16 protein-coding genes and 1 tRNA gene are annotated in these 21,315 nt (G+C 64.8%); 12 read left to right on the top strand and 5 right to left on the bottom strand.

What is annotated here, in order from left to right; genetic code table 11:
• The first annotated feature begins 79 nt into the window (after nt 1-79).
• From F8D48_RS01775 to F8D48_RS01760, 4 genes are all read left to right on the top strand, one after another.
• Nucleotides 80-859, top strand: a complete 780-nt coding sequence (locus tag F8D48_RS01775) for a TVP38/TMEM64 family protein (protein ID WP_151429715.1) — start codon at nt 80-82, stop codon at nt 857-859.
• A gap of 115 nt (nt 860-974) precedes the next feature.
• Nucleotides 975-1,922 carry a beta/alpha barrel domain-containing protein gene (locus F8D48_RS01770; RefSeq protein ID WP_135970011.1) on the top strand — a complete coding sequence of 316 codons (948 nt, stop codon included), beginning with the start codon at nt 975-977 and terminating at the stop codon, nt 1,920-1,922.
• Between the two features lie 78 nt (nt 1,923-2,000).
• On the top strand, nt 2,001-2,510 hold the full coding sequence (locus F8D48_RS01765; RefSeq protein ID WP_240806171.1) for a GNAT family N-acetyltransferase: 510 nt from the start codon (nt 2,001-2,003) through the stop codon (nt 2,508-2,510).
• A 1,027-nt stretch (nt 2,511-3,537) separates the two neighbouring features.
• Nucleotides 3,538-4,317, top strand: coding sequence for a hypothetical protein (locus F8D48_RS01760; RefSeq protein WP_151429714.1), 780 nt, complete (start codon nt 3,538-3,540; stop codon nt 4,315-4,317).
• Nucleotides 4,318-4,770: 453 nt separating this feature from the next.
• On the opposite strand, the gene F8D48_RS01755 is transcribed toward F8D48_RS01760, so the two are convergent.
• A tRNA-Leu gene (locus F8D48_RS01755) sits at nt 4,771-4,854 on the bottom strand.
• A 226-nt stretch (nt 4,855-5,080) separates the two neighbouring features.
• Entirely contained in the window at nt 5,081-6,484 is a 1,404-nt protein-coding gene (locus tag F8D48_RS01750; protein WP_420868746.1) for a sodium-dependent transporter, read from the bottom strand.
• A 374-nt stretch (nt 6,485-6,858) separates the two neighbouring features.
• On the opposite strand from F8D48_RS01750, the gene F8D48_RS01745 reads away from it, so the two are divergent.
• The gene (locus tag F8D48_RS01745) at nt 6,859-8,250 is read left to right on the top strand and encodes an Mbeg1-like protein (RefSeq protein ID WP_151429713.1); all 1,392 of its coding nucleotides are present in this window, start codon (nt 6,859-6,861) and stop codon (nt 8,248-8,250) included.
• A 248-nt stretch (nt 8,251-8,498) separates the two neighbouring features.
• Here F8D48_RS01745 and F8D48_RS01740 read toward each other — a convergent pair whose 3' ends face one another.
• Together F8D48_RS01740 and lysA are read right to left on the bottom strand one after the other, a co-directional pair.
• Complete coding sequence (locus F8D48_RS01740; protein ID WP_151429712.1) at nt 8,499-8,999, bottom strand: nitroreductase family protein; 501 nt, start codon at nt 8,997-8,999, stop codon at nt 8,499-8,501.
• A gap of 391 nt (nt 9,000-9,390) precedes the next feature.
• Nucleotides 9,391-10,746 (bottom strand): diaminopimelate decarboxylase, encoded by a 1,356-nt coding sequence (lysA, locus tag F8D48_RS01735; protein WP_151429711.1) that lies wholly within the window; start codon nt 10,744-10,746, stop codon nt 9,391-9,393.
• A 214-nt stretch (nt 10,747-10,960) separates the two neighbouring features.
• Between lysA and F8D48_RS01730 the strand changes: the two genes are divergently transcribed.
• The 5 genes from F8D48_RS01730 (at nt 10,961) to F8D48_RS01710 (ending at nt 16,543) form a co-directional block, all read left to right on the top strand.
• Entirely contained in the window at nt 10,961-11,356 is a 396-nt protein-coding gene (locus tag F8D48_RS01730) for a molybdenum cofactor biosynthesis protein MoaE (protein ID WP_135970017.1), read from the top strand.
• Nucleotides 11,357-12,198: 842 nt separating this feature from the next.
• Nucleotides 12,199-13,482: a homoserine dehydrogenase gene (locus F8D48_RS01725; RefSeq protein ID WP_135970018.1), complete on the top strand. Its 1,284-nt coding sequence runs from the start codon at nt 12,199-12,201 to the stop codon at nt 13,480-13,482.
• 181 nt (nt 13,483-13,663) lie between these two features.
• The gene (locus F8D48_RS01720) at nt 13,664-14,332 is read left to right on the top strand and encodes an HAD family hydrolase (protein WP_151429710.1); all 669 of its coding nucleotides are present in this window, start codon (nt 13,664-13,666) and stop codon (nt 14,330-14,332) included.
• A 772-nt stretch (nt 14,333-15,104) separates the two neighbouring features.
• On the top strand, nt 15,105-15,743 hold the full coding sequence (locus F8D48_RS01715; RefSeq protein WP_151429709.1) for a hypothetical protein: 639 nt from the start codon (nt 15,105-15,107) through the stop codon (nt 15,741-15,743).
• A gap of 272 nt (nt 15,744-16,015) precedes the next feature.
• Complete coding sequence (locus F8D48_RS01710) at nt 16,016-16,543, top strand: hypothetical protein (protein ID WP_151429708.1); 528 nt, start codon at nt 16,016-16,018, stop codon at nt 16,541-16,543.
• A 319-nt stretch (nt 16,544-16,862) separates the two neighbouring features.
• On the opposite strand, the gene F8D48_RS01705 is transcribed toward F8D48_RS01710, so the two are convergent.
• On the bottom strand, nt 16,863-17,963 hold the full coding sequence (locus tag F8D48_RS01705) for an AAA family ATPase (RefSeq protein WP_151429707.1): 1,101 nt from the start codon (nt 17,961-17,963) through the stop codon (nt 16,863-16,865).
• A 298-nt stretch (nt 17,964-18,261) separates the two neighbouring features.
• Between F8D48_RS01705 and F8D48_RS01700 the strand changes: the two genes are divergently transcribed.
• Nucleotides 18,262-19,848 (top strand): putative ABC transporter permease, encoded by a 1,587-nt coding sequence (locus tag F8D48_RS01700; RefSeq protein ID WP_240806170.1) that lies wholly within the window; start codon nt 18,262-18,264, stop codon nt 19,846-19,848.
• A 173-nt stretch (nt 19,849-20,021) separates the two neighbouring features.
• A complete protein-coding gene (locus F8D48_RS01695) occupies nt 20,022-21,305 on the top strand; it encodes an O-acetylhomoserine aminocarboxypropyltransferase/cysteine synthase family protein (protein WP_151429706.1) in 1,284 nt (427 codons plus the stop codon).
• Nucleotides 21,306-21,315 lie beyond the last annotated feature (10 nt).

Raw genomic sequence — 21,315 nt, 5'->3', positions numbered from 1 at the left:
CCTTACGATTTCGTCACTAAGCTATAGAGTTCTTTAAGATGCGCCCCGCCCCGCGGGGCGCTCCGTTACACTGGAGCCCATGAATACACACGATAACAAAACCCCCAAATCCGAGCGCCTCCAGAAGCTGGACGCCAAGGCCCACCAGGAGAAGTCCGTTGCCGGCCATGAGATGCCTGCGGCGAACATCTTCAAGTTCGCGGGCCTCATCGCGTTCTTCGTCATCATGATCGTGGTGTGCGCGGCTCTCTGGCCCATGATCCACGAGCTGTTCGAGCCCGGCGGGGTGGACCGCGTCACCTCCGACATTCGCAACGCCGGCCCCTGGGGCTTCCTCATTCTGCTGGCTATCCAGTTCCTCCAGATCGTGGTGGCCTTCATTCCCGGCGAAGTGGTGCAGGTGGCCGCCGGCATGATCTACGGCCCCTGGGTGGGCGCGCTCATCATCTGGCTCGGCTGTATCATCTCCAGCTCGTTCATCTTTGTGCTCGTGCACAAGCTGGGCGCCCCCTTCGTGCAGGCCATGGTGCCCGAGAAGTACATGGGCAAGTTCCGCGAATGGGAAACCTCCGAGAAGTTCAACGTCATCGTGTTCATCCTGTTCCTCATCCCGGGGCTGCCGAAGGACGTGTTCACCTACATCACGCCGCTGACGCACATGTCCATGCGCAACTTCGTGCTCATCTCGAACTTTGCCCGCATCCCCGGTATCGTGCTGTCCACCTATGCAGCGTCCGGGCTCGTGTCGGGCAACATCGCGGAGTCCGTCGTCATCTTTGCGGCGACGGCGGCCATCGCCATTGTGGCGCTGGTGGTGTACAGCCGCATGACGAAGAAGGCCGCCGACCCGAAGGAGTAGGGTCCCCGATACCGCGTCGGCCCTTCGCCACTTTCTTTGTGAAAGAATGCGCGGTCAGGCTTACTTTTCTGTACAATAGTCGCCGTTATTGATACGAATTCCAAGGAGGATCCCCATGCCGAAGATCACCCGTGATCAGGTGCGCGTTCCCGCCGACGTCATGCCCGAGGCTCGCGATGAGTACATCTCCAACTACATGAAGGCCACGCGCGAGACCGGCCGTCTCATGCTGTTCGCCTGCGATCAGAAGATCGAGCATCTGAACAAGGACTTCTACGGCGAGGGCATCGACATCGCCGACCTGGATCCGGAGCACCTGTTCAAGATCGGCTCCGAGGGCGTCTGCGGCGTGCTCGCCGGCCAGCGCGGCCTGGTGGCCCAGTACGCGGCCGACTACCCGGAGATCAACTACCTCGTGAAGATGAACTCCAAGACCAACCTCGTGGGCACCAAGCAGGAGGATCCCTACTCCCCGCAGCTGTACGATCTGGACGCCGTGCTGGCCATGAAGGAGGCCGGCGTGAACGTGGTGGGCCTCGGCTACACCATCTACCTCGGCAGCGAGTACGAGGCCACCATGATGGCCGAGGCCGGCGAGCTCATCGCCCAGGCCCATGCCAACGGCCTTATCGTGGTGCTGTGGATCTACCCCCGCGGCAAGGCTGTCACCGCCGAGAAGGATCCGGATCTCATCGCTGGTGCCGCCGGCGTGGCCCTGTGCCTCGGCGCCGACTTCGTGAAGGTGAACCCGCCGAAGCCCGAGGACGGCACCCCGGCTGCCGAGGCCCTGAAGATCGCCTCCACCGCCGCTGGCCGTTGCGGCCTGGTGTGCGCGGGCGGTTCCACGGTGGATGCCGACACCTTCCTCACCCAGCTCTACGATCAGATTCACGTGGGCGGGGCCGTGGGCAACGCCACGGGCCGCAACATCCATCAGCGCTCCCTGGACGAGGCCGTGCGCCTGACCAAGGCCATCTCTGCCATCACCTTGGCCGACTGGACGGTGGCCGATGCCCTGGCCGTGTTCAACGGCGAGCGCGACTTCACGCTGGCCGACATCTAGGCTGCTGGCATAGTACTTGTAGGAAAGGCTTCCGAAAGGGAGCCTTTCTTTATGAGATAGAGAAGGGGAGCAGTGGCAATGAGCGCGCTTGATGGATTGGCGATGCGGGTTACGCGGCCGTACCGCGAGGAGGACGTGGCCGCCATGATGGAGATTTGGAACGCCGTGGTGGAGGCCGGTCGCGCCTTTCCGCAGACCGATCCGTTGACGACGGAGGAGGCGAGCGCGTTCTTCGCCGAGCAGTCTCATACGGCGGTGGCCACGGTGGCTGGACGCGTGGCGGGGCTGTATATCTTGCATCCCAACAATGTGGGTCGCTGCGGACACGTGGCCAACGCGAGCTATGCGGTGTCGTCGGAGGTGCGCGGCCACGGGGTCGGGCGTCTTCTGGTGGAGGACTCGCTGCGTCAGGCGGCGCGTCTCGGCTTTCGCGGTCTGCAGTTCAACGCCGTGGTGGCCAGCAACGAGCGCGCCATCGCCCTCTACGAAGATCTGGGCTTCCAGCGCATCGGGCGTATTCCCGGCGGTTTCCGCAACAAGGATGGCGTCTACGAGGATATCTTCATCTACTACCACGAGACTGCTTGAGCGCTCCGCCGGGGCCGCCGCCCTTGCCTGCGACGAAAAACGGCTCCCGCGGGGAGCCGTTTGAGGTTCGCGGCGCCCGGGGCGTTTCGGTAGGGAGCCGCGTACTGCGAATGGCGGCCCCTTTCCCGCTGTGGGTGTCAATTTCCGGTGGATCATTGGCGTGTGGCGTTGCGGGCCTGCAGGGTCGCGGCGATCCGCTGGTGTGGAGTCGCTAAGCTGCGAAGCCAATCGGGCTTGCGAATGAGCGCGCTCGCGGGTTTGCGGGGAGCCACCGCATGAGGAGTATCGGTGCGGTCGGCTGAGGCTCTCCCAGCGCGATTTTCGGTGCTGCGGCCTGGATTTTGTTCCCGAAGAGACCGGTTTTGTGCAGTAAACTCCGCGAAGTAGATGTAAAGTCTCCGGGAAGGGGCGGCTGGCTTGGTTGAGATGCGGCCTATGCAGCGTTTTCCCTGGTGCTATATGGCCGCAAAGCCGTTCGAGCTGGAATGTGTGTCGGGGAGCATCTATCTCGCGGAGTTTGCTGCGCAAATTTCCCCGTTTCGGAAACACGAACTGATCCTGCGAGGGAATTAGGCGCACCTCGATCGGAGCACTGAGCCTTAATCGTTATCCTTCTTGTGCCGGCTGCGGCATAGGAAGCGTAAGCGCCATTCCAAGGCAATTCCAAAAGCAAGCAATTCCCTCATGAATGGTCGTTCAGTTAATTTCGCGGCATGGCCTGCCGAGCGTCGAATCGGCACAGTATCCTGCACCAATGAACATATATCCGAGTCATACTTCCGCCCTTCTCCTGTGGCGCACTTGGTCGGTGGCACATTCGATTCCGTTGAGTGAGTTTCACCTGTCCGGTAAGCGCCGAGGCGTCGACCTGCCCGCATCAATGCTCTCCGGCTCTACGGCGGTGAAGACGTGCGCGTCGACGCACGAAGATATAGCGCATATTCTCGGGAAACTTCCCCCGGAGTCGCGCGCGTTGCTCGCGGGATGCGAGCCGGTCACACCTGGGGGTCTTCCCCTTGAGGTGCTCGTGGGCAAGAAACCCGGTGTGCGATCGGCGGCCTCGGTGTGCCGGCGCCAGTGCGGCCGCAGTATGCCGCGCAATGCGTTTCTCGAGGTCGCGCCTGGAGTGTGGGCCTCGTCGCCCGAGTTGGTTTTCGCGCAGATGGCGTCGCGGCTCACCTATGGGGAGCTGCTCGCGCTCGGCTATGAGCTTTGCGGCAGCTACCCGATTGAGGGAAGCGGAGGCGACATGGTGCGCCGCCCCCTAACGACTCCGGAGCGACTGCTGGCGTTTCTCGAGCAGCTTACCGATGTTCGCGCTATCAAGTTGGCGCGCTCGGCGGCGAAGCAGGTGCGTCGTAAATCGGCGTCCGTTATGGAGACCGAGCTGGCCATCATTGCGCTCACTCCGAGGCGCCGAGGAGGGCTGGGGCTTCCCGATGCCCGCCTGAACGAACCCCGCGCACTGGGCGATCGGGGGCGTCGTATTGCGCGACAGAAGTATGTTGTCGGGGATCTGTGCTGGTGGGAATGCGGCATTGTGGTTGAGTACGATGGTCGCGACGCCCACAGCGGCAGTCTCGCCCAGGCGCGCGATTCGCGGCGAAGAGACGCGTTGCTTGCCGAGGGCGTCGATGTGGTCACCGTGACGTCGGCGCAGTTCTCGAATGTGTATGAGTTCGCGAGCTTGATGGGCAAGGTGTCCGAGAAGACGGGGAAGCGCTTTCGGGGGTGGCTTCCCGGGCAGATTGAGAAACACACGGATTTGCGCTGGCAGGTGGGGAAGTTCCATCGCGAGCAGCTCTGAGCCGAGGCGCGAAATGCCCCCCTGCCTGTCGACCGGTCGCCGCGGGCCGTTCTGCTTTGGCGCGGAAGGTGACGGGGGGCAGGCCCGTGCTCCGGGAGAAGATGCCCTTTGCCTTCCCGGGTTTTGTTTCCGAAAGGGCCGATTCTGCGCAGCAAACTCCGCGAGATAGATGCGCCTCCCGCAGAGACGATCGTACACCGCCCTTTCGTGCTTTCTTCACCTGGAAAAACGCGGGCAACACCCGCATCTCGATCCCTTCCTGGCAAGGACAGGTGAGCTCAATGTCTATCTCGCGGAGTTTGCTGCGCAGAATTGCGAAATAGGGAAACAAGGGAATGAAGCCGATGGTTGAGGCGCGGAGGCGACGGCCGTGGCCTGCAACGAAAAACGGCTCCGTCGGCCAGCTCGCTCCCAACGAAAAACGGCTCCCCGAAGGGAGCCGTTTGAGGTTCGTGGTGCCCGGGGCGGGATTTGAACCCGCACACCTTTCGGCAACGGTTTTTGAGACCGTCGTGTCTGCCGTTCCACCACCCGGGCCTAGGCGCATCTACGCAGTATAGCGGAAACGCGGTGCGCCGTCGAGAAGAAACCGTCGAAGGCCCGCACGCTGGCGCCATGCGGGGTGGGGTTGGCTCGGCCACAGTGGTCTTCGACGCTGGATCGGCTGTGGCAGTCGCGGCTCACAGACGCGAGGAAGTGCCAGGGCGGTCGTGGCGTTGGCACGGTGCGCCGTCGCACGGTGCCAACGTGTGGGAGAGATTCGCTAGGCCAATCCGCACCACAGCATGATCTTCGGCACGTAGCCCATGATGAAGATGATGATAATGAGCGTCGGCAGGCCGAAGGCAAGCCAGCCGCGGGCCCAGCGGGGGAATTTCGCCCCCGTGCCCGTGTCGGCCTCGGCCAGGAAGTTCTTCCAGCCCCAGCCCTTGCGGGACACGCAGAACACCACGTACAGGAGGCTGCCCAAAGGCAGCAGGTTGTTCGACACGATGAAGTCCTCGATGGACTGGATGTCGCCGATGCCCGGCACGGTGACGCCGGCCAGCACGTTGAAGCCCAGCGCGCAGGGCAGGCTGAGCACGGTGACGAGGATGGCCGTGCGCTTGATGGCGTCGCGACGAGAGAGATCCCATTTCTCCATGGTGAAGGTGATGAGATTCTCGAACACGGCGATGATGGTAGACAAGGCAGCGAAGCTCATGAACACGAAGAACAGGGTGCCCCACAGCTGGCCCAAGGGCATCTGGTTGAACACGTTGGGCAGGGTGACGAACACGAGCGAGGGGCCCTGGTCGGGGGCCACGGCGAAGGCGAAGCAGGCGGGGAAGATGATGAGGCCGGCGAGAATGGCCACGAGCGTGTCCAGGCCGCAGATACGCAGGGCCTCGCCGGTGAGCGAGTTCTGCTTGCCGATGCGGCTGCCGAAGACCTCCATGGCCGAGATGCCGAGCGACAGCGTGAAGAACGCCTGGCCCATGGCGGCGTACACGGCCTCGCCGAAGCCGCCGATGCCGCCGGCGAACATGCGCCCGAAGTCGGGGACGAGGTAGAAGGCCAGACCCTCGGCGGCGCCGGGCAGGGTGACCGAGCGGACGACCAGCAGGCCCATGACGCCGAGCAGGCAGATCATCATGATCTTGGTGATGCGCTCCACGCCCTTCTGCAGGCCGAAGCTGCATACGAAAAAGCCGATGACGATGACGGCGAGCATCCAGCCCACCATCTCGGAGGGGTTCGCCAGCATGGCGCCGAACACGCCGCCGACGCCCTCGGGATCCAGCCCGTCGAAGGTGCCCGTGGCCATCTTGGCGGTGTAGGCGAGCATCCAGCCGCACACGGTGGTATAGAACATCATGAGCAGCATGCAGCCGATATACCCCCACCAGCTGAACCAGTGCCAACGGCGGGAGGGCTGCAGCACGTCGAAGGCCAGGGCCGCCGAGCGCTGGGAGGCGCGGCCCACGGCGAACTCCATCACCATGACCGGCAGACCCAAAATGACGAGGAAGATCAGGTACAGCAAAATGAACGCCGCGCCGCCGTACTCGCCGGCGATATAGGGGAAGCGCCACACATTGCCGAGGCCAATGGCACAGCCGGCTGAGATGAGGATGAAGCCGAGGCGGCTGGCGAAGTGCTCGCGGGGCGCGGCGGCGCTGCCGATGCCGGCGGGGATGTCGGCGCCGGCGGGGTTGCTGTCGGCGGCCGGAACGGCGGCATCGCGGGCCGGCGCGGGGATAGAGGCGGGATCGGTGGACACGGGAACCTCCTGGGTTGGGCGCGCGGGCGCCCCTCGGCACGGCGAGTGACCGGGCGCGACGGCCGCTGCGGGAATGGCAGGGCCGATGGCGGCTCGCGGTCATGGCGGCGGTGCACTCGCCGCGCCGGGAGATGCCCGCATTTGAACGAAATTGCGGTGCCATTGTAGCCGAAGGTGAGAGGTGCGGTCATGGTAAGGCTGCGAAGTGCAGGCAACGGCTTTGTGTCTGGCGGGGTCGGCGCAGTGCACCTTTCGGCGGAGTGGGGCATAATAGACCCATGAGCGATATACTCACATATCTGGAAACGCAGCTGGCCACCTTCGACGAGGAGCCCTTCAACGCCGTGGACTCGGCGCTGCTCGCCCAGTTCTGTATGGCCCGGGGCGAGGGCATCATGCCGCGGGTGGCTTTAGGGGAAGGCGCCGGGGAAGAGGGGAGCGCCGAGAGGACGACCCGCTGGCGCGCCCCCTTCGCGGCGCTGCGTCGCCGCCTGCGCGAGCGGCGCGAGAGCGGTCGCGACGAGAGGGCGGGGAAGGCGGCCGCGGCGGGGAAGGCGGCTGCGGTCGGGGCCGCCTCGACCACGTCCGATGGCGCCGATCGGGCCGAAGAGGCCCAGGGTCCAACGGCGCCCACGGCGCCCGTTCGCTTCGCCGACCTGCTGCGGGCCGAGCTGTTCCCCACGATGTTCTCGGGTATGCATGCGACCTCGATGACCCAGCAGCTGTTCCGGATGGCCGCGAGCCCGCGCTTTCGCGAGCTGCTCATCTACGATCACGAGGCCGCTTTCGACGAGGCGCTCGATATGCAGTTCGCCGCCACGACCTTCGTGTGCCCGGGGCGGTTCGCCTATGTGGGGTACCGCGGCACCGACACGACGCTTACCGGGTGGCGCGAGGATTTCAACATGGCCTACATGGTGCCGGTGCCGGCCCAGGATTTGGCCGTGCGCTATCTGGAGGCCGTGGCCGCCGACCGCCGACTGCCCGGACGGCTCATCGTGGGCGGCCATTCCAAGGGCGGCAACTTGGCCGAGTACGCGGCGCTGAAGGTATCGCCGGCGGTGCAGGAGCGCATTGTCCACCTGTACAACCACGATGGCCCGGGCTTCATGCCCGGCACCTTCACGGCAGTCGACTATGAGCCGTTGGTGGGTCGCATGACCAAGCAGGTGCCGGGAGATTCCATGGTGGGCATTCTCATGGAGTCGCTGATGCCCACGGAAGTGGTGCAGGCCACGGGGCGCGGCTTCGAGCAGCACACGGTGTACCGCTGGGTGGTGGCCGATGCAGAGGCCGGACCCGGGCTGCGGGGGGACGCCGCCCATGTTGCCAAGCCCGGCGGGGCGCCTGCGATCTTCGCTACGTTGGGCGCACTGCCCGATCGCACGGAGCGCCGGGCCGAGGCACTGGCCACATGGCTCGCCTCCATGGACGGGGAAGATCGCGAGCGCATGGTGGAGGCCCTGTTCAGCGCTTTGAAAGCCGCAGGCATCACCGATGCCGCCCAGCTGTTCGCCGGCGGTCGCGAGTGGGCCATTCTGCGGGACGGCGTCATGCGGGCCCCCATGGCCGACCGAACCACCATACTCAACGCCCTGCGCGGCCTCACTCGCGCCTTCAGCGACGTGACCGCCGCCCGCAACAACGTCCGAAGAGCTGGAAAGAAGTAGCACGGCCCCGAGGCCGACCTGCAGGCCGACCTACGGGGCCGACCTTGCGGGGACGATTAGCGGGAGTGATTTGCGGGGCCGATTAGCGGGGGCGGTCCGTAGGGGCGGCCTTCAGGCCGCCCGCTCAGCTGGCCACCATCTCGCACGTCCGATCAGCTTCCGAGTGGGCTCAAGCCTGTCCCTGCGACGATGCGGCGCGGTTGCGTTGGCTGCCGCCCGATGCCCACCGCTCGCAATGATGCGGTCGCTCAAATCCAATGGACGCGGGTTTCGTCGTAGCGGCTGGGGCCCTTGGGCTCGGGGCGGTGTGCGGGATGTCCCACGGCCACCAGCGCGAAGGGCTCCGCGCCCCGGGGGCTGCCGAGGGCCACGGCCACGGCGGCCATGCGATGGGGGTCGGGGGCCACGCCGAGCCAGACGGCACCCAGGCCGATGTTGGCCGCTTCCAGCAGGATGTTCTCCACGGCGGCGCTCATATCGAGGGGGGCGCAGGGGACGAAGCGCAACCCGTCGGTGCGTGTGCAGGCGACGATGACGCAGGGAGCGAGCTTGGCCGGCGCGGCATAGGGGCTCGTGGCGGCCAGGGCCATGCGCGTGGTCTCGTCGCGGGCGATGTAAAACTCCCAGGGTTGCTGGTTGCCCGCCGAGGGGGCGGCCATAGCGGCGCGCATGAGTCGCTCGATATCGTCGATGGCCACGGGTTCGTCGGTGAACTGTCGCACGCTGCTCCGCTTGAAGATGGCGTTCATAAGACTGCCTCGATCCTGCTTGCTGTCGAAGGGATGATTCCGCGGCGAAAAGGCACACGGAGCCGTCGGGAAAACGCGCCCGAGGGGCACGAGAGTCGCATCGGATTCCCACTCTAGCGGCCAGGGGGCACAGAAGGCGGCGAAGGCTCTCCCCATTACTGACCTGCGAACTCCCCGCTACGGAACCGACAAGAAAAGGGCGACCCGAAGGTCGCCCGAAAAGGGATGGATGTTGCAGGAGCGGCATTGGAGTCGCGGCATTGGAGTCGCAGCTCGGCCCGTTGAGCGCCGACCGGTTTCCCAGTGGTGCCTCGATGAGGTCGCATCGCTTCGCCGCCTTCCCCAGTTTCCCGAACTTCCCGAGGCGTGACCGCGCCAGCCTCGACGGCCCTTACAGATCGCGCTGGTAGAGGTCCTCGTAAGTCTCGCGGCGGGTGACCACGCGCGACACGCCGTCGCGCACGAACACCACGGCGGGGCGCGGCTGGCCGTTGTAGTTGCTGGCCATGGTCATGTTGTAGGCGCCGGTGCCGAAGACGCACACGATGTCGCCCACATCGGCCTTCTGCAGCGGCATGTCCACCACCACGGCATCGCCGCTTTCGCAGTGCTTGCCGCACAGCGTGACGATCTCGGTGCGCGGCTGGGATGCCTTGTTGGCGATGGTGGGCTCGTAGTCGGCGTGGTAGAGCGCCGTGCGGACGTTGTCGGACATGCCGCCGTCGATGGCCACGTACTTGCGGATGCCCGGCAGCGTCTTCAGGATGCCCACGGTGTACAGGGTCACGCCGGCATTGGCCACCAGGCTGCGGCCCGGTTCCACCAGAAGGCGCGGCAGCGCCAGGCCGTGGCGCTCGCACAGGTCGCGCACGGCGGTGCAGGTGACCTCGGCGAAGTCGTCGATGGAGGAGGGGGCGTCGTCGGCCAGGTAGGCGATGCCGAGGCCGCCGCCCAAGTCCAGCTCCTCGATCTCGTAGCCGTAGCGCTCGCGGATGCGCGCCATGAACTCCACCATGACCGCCGCCGCCTCGCGGAAGGAGTGCAGGGCAAAGATCTGCGAACCGATGTGGCAGTGCAGGCCCGCCAGGCGCACGTTTTCCGCGGCCAGCACGTCGGCGACGCAGGTGAAGGCGAAGTCCTCGCGCATGGTGAAGCCGAACTTGGAGTCCTCGCAGCCGGTGCGGATGTACTCGTGGGTGTCGGCCTCCACGCCCGGGGTGATGCGCATGTAGATGTCCTGCACCACGCCGAGGCGGCCGGCGATCTCGTTCACGCGGGCCAGCTCGATGCGGCTGTCCACCACGATGCGGCCCACGCCCGCTGCAATGGCCTCTTCCAGCTCGCGCGGCGTCTTGTTGTTCCCGTGCACGAACACGCGCTCCATGGGAAAGCCCACGGCCTGAGCGCAGGCCAGCTCTCCGCCGCCGGACACATCCAGGCACAGCCCCTCGGCCTGGGCGATGCGCACCACTTCCTTGTTGAGGAAGGCCTTCGAGGCGTAAATGACGTCGGAGTTCTCGTAGCGGCTGCGGAAGGCCTCGCGGTAGGCCTCCATGCGGTGGCGCAGGTCGGCCTCATCGAACACATAGAGCGCCGTGCCCTCTTCGCGGGCCAGCTGAACCATGTCGACCCCGCCGATGAATAGGTGGTCGTCACGCACCTCGGCGGTCTCGGGCAGCACGGCGCCCAGCTCCATGGTGGTGCGCAGGTCGGGCTTCTTGGTAAGGTCGGAGGCAGGCAGGGCCATTTCCGCTTCCTTTCTTCTCGGTGTCTCGTTTGGGCGGTCGGGCACGGCCGCGGGGTATGGGTCGCGCGGGGTTCTGGTCGCGGGCTCGCGGATCGCGCGGGGCTGTACGGGTATGAGCGTGCGCCCATGGTAGCAAGGCTTTATTTCCAACGCGAAACACCGCAGGGTATCCGTATAATATTTCGGAACGAATGGTATAGGGAAAGGACCCATCATGGCAAAGACCGAACCTTCTGTTGATCAGTGGCTGCGCGAGGCCAAGGCCGATCCGACAGCGGCCCAGTGCGGCATGTTCCTCACCCATAACGGCGTGGTGCGCATCACGCCGAAGGCCCAGGTGCGCGAGGGTGTGGAAGGCCTCGGCGAGGTGGTGGCCGTGGAATTTTCCTACGACGCCGAGGGGCTCGCGGCGGCCGAGGCCGAGGCGCTCACCTGGCCCGGCGTGTACTACGTGCGCACGTGGCTGAACGAGGGCCGCTGCGAGGTGGGCGACTCGCTCATGTACGTGCTCATCGGAGCCGACATTCGCCCGAACTGCATCGACGCCCTGCAGAAGCTCGTCGGCCATATCAAGAACAACCTCGTCGTGGAGAAGGAGATCTTCGCGTAGAGATATTCGTCGGACGGCCGAGCGGACGGGACTGCTCGCGGGCCGGCGGAGCGTGAGGGGAGGAGCTGCTCGCCGGACGGCCGAGCGTGAGGGGGGCTGCTCGCCGGTCGGCCGCTTCGGCGTCCTGGCGCTATGCTCTCCTCATCAGGCTGTGTTTGATTGGCTTCTGCGTGCTCTTGTCGCTCCCTCTTGCTGCTCCCTTGTTTCTCTATTCTGCAATTCTGTGCAGTAAACTCCGCGAGATAGATACCTCCGTCGCAAGAGCTAGTGCAATGGAGCCCTCCGCGTTTTTTCACCTGGGAAAATAGCCTCGACAAATCAGTTTCGGATCGCGTGTGGTGAAGTCAGCTGCGTGCGGTATCTATCTCGCGGAGTTTACTGCACAGAATCAATCTCTTCAGAAACATGCGCCAGCTTTTACTTCCTTCAGCATCGGCGGCTAGGCAGACGAGCTGCGGCCCCTCGCTGGCGCACGCGATTCCGCTCGCCTCGGCGCCACTGTCGGTGGGCGTCGCCGTGGAGGCGGGCCCTCTCTGGCGCAGGTGGCCCCTCGCTGGTGCACGCGGCCTCTCGAAGGCGCATGCAGCCCCTCGCTGGCGCACGCAACTCTGCTTGCCTTTTCGAGCGAGCTGTCTGCTGCCGCGCCCGAACTGCATCGACGTTCTGTGGAAGAGGGGCGCGACAGGGCATTGTCTGGCACTGGGAAGGCCTCGGGCAGTCGCGAATTGCGGCCCTCTCCCCTGAGCCACGGCCCTCTCCCCTGAGCCGTCGCGGCTTTTGCGCCGTGCGCCCTTATAATCGTCCGATCAGAGAGAACGTTCGCGCTCGGGAGAGGACGCAATATGGCAGTGAAGATCGGCTTGGTGGGCACCGGCACCGTGGGTGGCGGATGCATCGATATCATCTTGAAGCACGGCGACGCCTTCCGCCGCCACTTCGGCATCGACTTGGAGCTGGCCCGCGTGTGCTCGCTCTCATCGGAAGAGGCCGAGGCCCACGGCGTGGGGCACCTGTTCACCGACAACTTCAACAACATCATCAACGACCCCGAGATCGACATCGTGGTGGAGCTCATCGGCGGCACCACCATCGCGCGCACCGTGGTGCTAAATGCCCTGGCGGCGGGGAAGAACGTGGTCACGGCCAATAAGGCGCTCATGGCCACCCACGGCAAGGAGGTCATGGACGCCGCGGCAGCCGCGGGCAAGGAGCTGGCCTTCGAGGCGTCGGTGGGCGGCGGCATTCCCATCATCGATCCGCTGAAGCACTCGCTCATCGCCAACGAGATCACTTCGGTCATGGGCATCGTGAACGGCACCACCAACTACATGCTCACCCGTATGGCCGACAATGGTCTGTCCTACGAGGATGCGCTGGCCGAGGCCCAGGCCAAGGGCTTCGCCGAGGCCGACCCCACGGCAGATGTGGGCGGGTTCGATGCAGCCGCCAAGATCGCCATTCTGGCTTCCATCGCCTTCAACTCGCGCGTGACCTTGGACGACGTGTTCACCGACGGCATCACCAACATCACGCCCGTGGACATCGAGGCGGCCCGCGACATGGGCTACGTCATCAAGCTTTTGGCCATCGCCCATCGCCGCGAGGGCGGCGTGGACGTGCGCGTGCACCCCACCATGATTCCCGAGAGCCATCAGCTGGCCACGGTGAACGGCGTGTTCAACGCCATCTACGTGGTGGGCGATTTCGTGGGCGAGACCATGTTCTTCGGCGAAGGTGCCGGTGCCGGTGCGGCGGCCAGTGCCGTCATGGGCGATGTGCTGGAAGTGGCGCGCCACATTCAGCAGGGCGTGGCCCCCATGGTGGGCTGCACCTGCACCGATGAGCTGCCCATTCTTCCCATGGACGAGCTGGTCATGCGCTACTACCTGCGCTTCTCGGTGACCGACCGTCCCGGCGTCCTGGAGACCATGGCCGGCGTGTTCGCTCGCCACAACATCTCGGTGAAGTCCATCGTGCAGCGCGGCCGCTCGGGTGCCGAGCGGGTGGACCAGGTGGTGGTCACCCATCGCTGCAGCGAGCGCGACATCCGCGAGGCTTTGGAAGAGGCACTCTCCCTGGACAACGTGGTGCTTGACACTCCCTCGGTCATCCGCGTGGAGGAGTAGCTTGTTCCGTGTGGTCTGACGGCCACGCGGACTGCTCGACGCTGCGAGGCTCTGGCCCGTTTCATCTTCACCCTGGTTTTGCACGCGGCGTTGGCCGAAGCCAGCTTGGCGCAAAGGCGGGCGAATCTGAAACGCGCCAGAGCCTCTCGCTGATTTTGCCTGGAATGTGAGGTTGTAGAAGATGAGTGATATCGGCGTTATCTTCGATTGCGATGGGACGCTCGTGGATTCCATGGGGGCGTGGCACGAGGTGGATCGCACGCTGGCGGCTGAGGCGGGCATCGCGCTCACGAAGGCGGATACCGATGCCATCACCACCATGTCGCTTGACGAGGCGAGTGCCTACCTGCACGAGCAATGCGGCCTGGGCACCAGCGCATCGGCGGTGAAGGAGATGATCTTCGAGCGCATGCGCGCCTTCTACGCCCATGAAGTGGAAGCACGGCCCGGGGCGCTCGCCTTCGTGCAGGGGCTGCATGCCCGCGGCGTGCCCATGGCCGTGGCCTCCTCCACGTCGCCCGACATGCTGGCCATCTGCGTTGAGCGCTGCGGATTCGCCCCTTACATGAAGGCGGTCGTGTCGGTGGACGACCTGCGCACCAGCAAGCGCGAGCCGGCCGTTTACGACCACGCGCGCAGCTTCCTCGGCACCGACCGCGCTCACACCTGGGGTTTCGAGGATGCCGCCTATGCCCTGGACACCCTGAGGGCGGCGGGCTTTCGCACCGGCGCCATCTACGACAACGACATTTCCGGTTCGTGGGACGCCCTCGCCGCGCGCGCCGAACTGCTCATCCCCACCTGGGAAGACCTCACTGCCGAGGCTTTCCTCGACAAGGTGCGCGCCTAGGGCGATTCCGCAGGGGCGTGGTGTCGGGGCGGCTTTCTTTTTCGGAAAGAGTCGCTGAAAGTGGCACTGAACTTCGAAAAGTTGACGCCGTCTGTTCGGAGCGCTGGGCTCTCTCTGAGCCATATTGCGCTCACCTGGGAAAACAGGGGCCACGGCAGCAGCGATAGCCACCGGACCGCGTAAAACCTGTCGCCGGCGTCAACTTTTCGCAATCCAGCGCCACTTTCGTCGAGATTTACTCGAAAACTCCCCGCCCGGCCCCGGGAGCGGCATGCAGAAGTACACCGCCGAACGCCGTCCCGAAAGCGACATTTCTGTAATGGGCGCGCAAGGGGGTGGTAAGTTAGGGCCGTCATAGTGGTCTCATCGAAATTATTCCGCACGAAGGCGGGGCGGCGAAAGAGATTGCCCCGTCGCACGGAAAGGAGATCCGCCATGATTACCATCGTCGCCGGAGCCGCTCTGTTCACCTTCGCCATCGCCGCTTTGGCCGGCTGCATCGGAGCCGCGGCTCTGTAGCAGAGCCTGTGGCACGTGAGATTTAAGCCCCCAGCTGGAAATCCCTGGCTGGGGGCTTTCATGTTCGGACTTCTCTTCTTCTCCGCACGTCCCATGTTAGCGAGCGTTGCTTGTTTGGGAGAGCGATTGTGGTAGGCTGGAAGGGACGGAAGGCGTGACAGGGGTCGGCTGCTTCGGCACGTTTTGACACGGTTGCCCGCTTTGGGGGGGCGGCGTGGGGAGTGAGCGAGGCGCGCCGGGCGAAGGAGGGCCTATGCTGAGGGACAATCTGCGGAAGTTTCGCGAGGCGCGTGGGCTGTCGCAGCAGCAGCTGGTCGTGGTTTGCGTGCTGGCGTTGGCGGGCGGCCTTGCGTACTTGCTGGGCACGCAGGCGAATCGGTTCGTCGAGGGGCTCGAGCAGGGGTTCCAACTTCAGGGAACGTGGAAGGTGCCGAGTGAGGAGGGCTCCTTTACCACGGTGTCGTTCGGCTTTACCAGTGCCGACGGGGGTGTGTGGCAGATTGCCGATTTCTCGCGCACGGCGCCGCTGAACGGGTACTTCAAGGCGACCGAGAATCCTAATTTATATCTGCTGCACAACGAGCAGCACGAGGAAGTCGGCTGGGCGAATGTGGCCTTCACCAGCGCTATCGGCGGGAAGATCGACGGTTTGGCTTATGTGCAGCATGGTCCGACGCGCTATCAAGTGAAGCGCGTGGACGATTTCGTGACCCACTACGACAGGGATTTCAGGGGCCTTACCCAGACGCACCTGGATGACCCGGCGCGCTTTCGGGAAGAGGCGGAGGGTGCTTCCAATGGGGAAGCTGCGCCGGATGAGAGCTCGGCGAGCGACCCGGTTGAGGGTGCGGCCCCGTCCAAGGTGTGGCTTGAGGAGTGGCTCACCAAGTAACGTGTCGGCCGTTGGCGCGTCGTTGCGGGCAGAAATAGCCCATCAAGCGCGGAAAGCCGTCCCCGAGGGGGCGGCTTTCTTGCTGCTGGAGAGCGCGTGGGGTCGTGCTGCTTTGCGCTGCGATTGCCGGCGGTTTCGCATCTCCGATATTCGCCTGAGCCTTCAATGCGCTGCGTCTTTTTGCGGCCAGTCATCGAAAAAGTCAGCGATGATGAATTGGCTTATGTTAGTATTACTCGTTACGAATAATACTATTCAGAAAGGGGTTGAGCGTGAACCTGACGTTCAAGGGTTTTCTGCGTTGGTACTGTCGCGAACTAACGGGATTAGAGACGGACAACCTGCGGAAACTCCGCGATTCAGTGGCGACGTCGATGCCAGCTGCTGCCGAGGCGCTCATGGTGTTCGCGGCTGTTCAGGACAAAGCGGGCTATCTGGCGACCATCAGCCAGGGAACGTGGATGGAATCCGGCTACGCCCAGATGGCCGAACAGCTGCGCGATCCCGAAGAGGTATCGTTTTACCTGCAGTCGCCCGAGGCGCCGCCCCGATACCGGGCGGTGTGGAACGCCTACATTGCGAAGCGCTACGCCATCGCGGGCGAGCGCCGCATCATCGCGGGCATGCGCGAGAAAACGCTGCAAGCCATGGAGGGCCGCAACGTCACGGTCTATCGTCTCTGCAAGGATTTGGGCCTGAACAAGGGAAACATCTACGCTTTCCTCGGCAAGGGTGACGACACAAAAGTAAGCCAAGGCACCGCCCGCCGTATCCTCGAATACGCCTGCAAGGCCTCGTAGGAGGGCGGCGGGGAAGGAAGGGACGGCATCGGCCGGCGGCGACCAGCAGCGGGGCGGGACACAGAGGGGGGGCTGCGTCCCGCCCCGCGCTATCGAAAGAGGGGCACTCTCAAGTGGGGGCTAGCGGAGGATCCGATCCGCGGCACTGCAAAGTTGCCCTCAAGCTGGCCGGCCGCGTTCACGGGGAGGGAAAGGGGCGCGCTTTGTGCCGCTGCGGTGGGATTGCAGTTGTCGAAATGCCCATCAACCCTCACTGCTAGACCGTGTTCCGGCTTCTGCCAGCGGGATCGTTGTGTCCTTGCGAGTACAAAGTAAGGTGTTAATTGCGCTGGCGTTGAAGGTGGTCGCTCAGGTAGGGGACGGCCATGGCCACGCGACCGCGCCCGGCGACCTGAATAATGCCCGCATCGATGAGGCGCTTCCGGTACTTCTGGGCGTAATCGGGGGTGACGCCCATGCGGTCGGCTATGGCCGCCATGCTGCTCTCGGCTCCCTCGACGGCGAGGGCCTCCAGGAACTTCACGTCCTTTTCGGAGAGCGCGGCCAAGGTGGTGCGGCACACGTCGTTCTCGAAGTCCTCCTGGGAGGTGCGCAAGGCGTCGGCCAGTGTCTCTGCGGTGACCGCTCCATCGGGTTCGGCATACTGCACGGTGTTGTGGCCAACGAGTTGCAGAAGATAGGGCGAGCCCGCCGTGAACGCGGAGGCGGTGCGTCGCAGGTCGCCATCGATAGAGAGACCGATCTTGCGGAACGAGCGGGCGAGGAACGCATCCACATCGCCGAGTGCGAGGGGTTCCAGCGCAATCTTGCGCGCACGATTCAGGAAGGTGAGCACCTTGTCGTTCAGGGTGGCGGAAACGGCACCCGGCAATCCTGCCAGCACGATGGCGACGTTGAGTCCTTCTCCCACCAGCTCCTGATAGGTAATGATGAGCTGCTTCACTTCGGGCGTATTGGCCTGCAATTCGTCCACCAGGATGAGGACGCCGCGGCCCTGCTTGGTCAGCGTGCGACAGAGTTGGGTCAGCTGGTGCTGAGGGCTGCCGGGCTCGTGGGCTTCGCGCTGCAACTGAAGGCCGGCCGAAAAGCCGAACACTCCCACACTGCCCCCGCTGATGCGGGTCTTGCCCTTCGAAGCGGCATCGGCGTCATCGATGATCTTTTCGACGATGCGCTCGAGCATAGATTCGGAGACGATGGTGGGGGTGGCGACCACGAAGTTCTGCTGGCGCATGCGGTCGGCCAGTTCCCAGAGGAGCACGGTTTTGCCCGATCCGCGCTGCCCGAGAAGAACAACGGCGCGCTCGCGGCTGCCAGGGGCAGAGGTGAGGCCGCCGACCAGCTGCTCCAGCATCTCGTCGCGTCCGACGAAGGAGGAGGGCCTGTTCCCGAAAGAGGGCGAGAAGATCATGTCGTTCATGGGCGCGCCCCTTTCCTTTCTTTCCTTAGTTTTCCTTTCTTTCCTATTTTTTCCTTTTTTCCCTTTTCGGTCAAGGGAGGGGTGTGGGAAGAACGAAAGGCGACGGCTTACGGGAGCCGCGTGGGCGGCTCCCACGCGGCTCCTGCGCCGCGCGGCTTTCCCGACAACTCCGAGGTGGGCAACCGTATCGTGACGGGGGCGTGCCAGGTTGGCAGATGTTGGGCGCGGTGGTCATCAATGATCGCCGCGCCTTTCTATACTGACAAGGTGAATCACTGTCAGCAGGGAAGGGGGAGCCGTGAGCGCGCCGAAACCCGAGAACACCGAGCGTCCCGAGCGCGAAAAGCGCGTTGCCCGGGTCGTCCGCGCCGCTGAGGAGAAGGTGACCGACACGGCGCGGGCGGCCGTGGCCTTCGAGCGGGCCGACCTCGCCGAGACCGAGCACGAGTGGCGCGAGCAGCTGCACAACGACGGCGCCGAACTGCGTGCCGATGTGGCTCGTGACAAGCAGAAAGTCGCTCAGGCGGTCGACGACTTGCGCCACCCCGAGCGCATCGCCGCTGCGGTGGAAGCGCGGGTGGAGCACGGCGCCGAGGAGGCGGCCTCAGCGGCCCGCGCCATTGAGCACCCCGGTGTGACCGTCGCCGAGGCCGAGCACGCCGTGGCTGCCAAGAAGACCGCTTTCGACCGCACCACGGCCACTATTGCCGCCGAGTTCACGAGCCCCGCCGACGCCCGCAAGTTGCCCCGGGTGCTGAAGGTGTTCGGCGTGCTGTTGGCTTTGGTGTCGCTAGCGACGCTGCCGGGCATCGGTGCGGCCATCTATCGGTCGGTGACGAGCGTGGAGGCCCACGGCCTGGGTACCGAGGGCGTCTCCACGGTGGTGGTGAACTTCCTGTACCTGGGCGTGCTCTCGGTTTTGGCGCTGACGGCGGTCATCTTCGGCTACCGTCTCTTCCGCAACCAGCGGCGCTGGGCCGCCATCATTTCCTACGGCCTGTACGTGCTGCTGATCGCTGGGGTGCTGTGCTCCATCATGCTGCAGGGCATCACGCCGGATCTGGTGTTCTATCTGGTGGCCTTCGTGGTGACCATCGGGCTGCAAAGCTATCTGGACCCCTCGCTTCTGGAGGAGCGTCGGCGCCACCGCAAGGCCCGCGAGGCCGAGGAGCACGCCGAGGGTGAGGCCGGCACCCTGGGCCGCGATCTCACGGGCAAGGGTTACATCACGCTGAACTTCTTCAACCTGTTCTGGATCTTCGTGGTGGCCAGCGTGCTGGGGCTTATCATGGAAGAGGTGGTGCACTTCCTGTTCGTGGTGCCGGGCCAGTGGCAGGATCGCGCGGGGCTTCTGTTCGGGCCGTTCTCGCCCATCTACGGGTGCGGGGCGGTGCTCATGACCGTGTTCCTCAATCGCTTCCACAAGAGCAACTGGCTCGTCATCTTTGTGGTGGCCGCGGTCATCGGCGGCGGCTTCGAAGCGCTGACCAGCCTGTTCATGCAGTACGCCTATGGCGCGGTGGCCTGGGACTACTCCAACATGCCCGGGTCGCTGTTCGGCGGTCGCACCTGCCTGCCGTTCATGGCCTGCTGGGGGCTGCTCGGCGTGGTGTGGATCAAGCTGCTCTTGCCCTTCATGCTGCGGCTCGTGAACTTCATTCCCTGGAACTGGCGCTACGGGCTGACCGTGGTGGCCGCCGTGTTCATGCTGGCCGATGCCGTGATGACCCTGCAGGCCCTGGACTGCTGGTACGAGCGCCTTTCCGGCGACAAAGTGGACACGCCCATCCAGCAGTTCTACGACCAGCACTTCGATGATACCGTCATGGCCGACCGCTTCCAGTCCATGACCATCCATCCCGCCGACGCCGTGCGCGGGAAATAAGCCGTTCCGTCGGCTTCACAGAGGGAAAGAATGTCTTGCTGACCTGCGGCGGTCGCGTTCCTCGGTTTTTCCGATGGCATTGACTGGGTAGTTCCTATAACGGGTGCGGGCCCGTTGCCCCTATAATGGGCGAACCCCTTCTATGAGACAAGAGATCAGCAAAGGAGCCCTCCATGGACGAGCGCATTGGAACCATCTGCGTGCAAGGCGGCTGGCGGCCCGGCGATGGCGAGCCGCGCCAGGTGCCCATCTATCAGAACACCACGTGGAAGTACGATACGAGCGAGCACATGGGGCGCCTGTTCGATCTGGAGGAGTCCGGCTACTTCTACACGCGCCTGGCCAACCCCACCAACGACGCGGTGGCGGCCAAGATCGCCGCTCTGGAAGGGGGCGCGGCGGCCATGCTCACCTCCTCGGGCCAGGCGGCGAACTTCTTCGCCGTGTTCAACATTGCCGGCGCGGGCGATCATGTGGTGGCCTCCTCGGCCATCTACGGTGGCACCTACAACCTGTTCGCCCACACCATGGCCCGCATGGGGCTGGAGTGCACCTTCGTGGATCCGCACTGCACCGACGAGGAGCTGGCGGCGGCCTTCCGTCCCAACACCAAGTGCGTCTTCGGCGAGACCATCGCCAACCCGGCGCTGTCGGTGCTCGATATCGAGCGCTTTGCGGCGGCGGCCCACGATCACGGGGTGCCGCTCATCGTGGATAACACCTTCCCCACGCCGGTGCTGTGCCGCCCCATCGAGTGGGGCGCCGACATCGTGACGCATTCCACCACCAAGTACATGGACGGCCACGGCGCCTCCGTCGGCGGCGTCATCGTGGACGCGGGCACCTTCGACTGGAACGCCCACGCCGACAAGTTCCCCGGGCTCACCACGCCCGACGAGAGCTATCACGGCGTGGTGTACACCGAGCGCTTCGGGCTGGAAGGCGCGTTCATCACCAAGGCCACGGCCCAGCTCATGCGCGATCTGGGGTGCATCCAGGCGCCGCAGAACGCCTTCCTCATCAACTTGGGTCTGGAGAGCCTGCATCTGCGCATGGCCCGGCACGCTGCCAACGGCCGCGCGGTGGCCGAGCACCTGGCAGCTCACCCGAAGGTGGCCTGGGTGCGCCATCCGTCGCTTGCGGGCGATAGCGAGTACGCCCTGGCCGAGAAGTACCTGCCCGAGGGCAGCTGCGGCGTGGTGAGCTTCGGCGTGGCCGGGGGCCGTGCCGCGGCCGAGACCTTCATGGCGAACCTGAAGCTGGCCCAAATTGCCACCCACGTGGCCGATGCGCGCACCTGCGTGCTGCATCCGGCCAACGCCACCCATCGCCAGATGAACGATGCCGAGCTGGAAGCGGCTGGCATCACCTCCGATCTCATCCGCCTGTCCTGTGGCATCGAGGACGCCGCCGATCTTATCGCCGACATCGATGCGGCCCTGGCTGCCGTAGAGTAGGAGGGGAGCT

The sequence above is a fragment of the Adlercreutzia muris genome (assembly GCF_008831045.1).
In the GTDB taxonomy this organism is placed as follows: domain Bacteria; phylum Actinomycetota; class Coriobacteriia; order Coriobacteriales; family Eggerthellaceae; genus Adlercreutzia; species Adlercreutzia muris.
The sequence above is the reverse complement of the archived record's forward strand: the minus strand, read 5'-3'. Positions and strand labels throughout refer to the sequence as shown.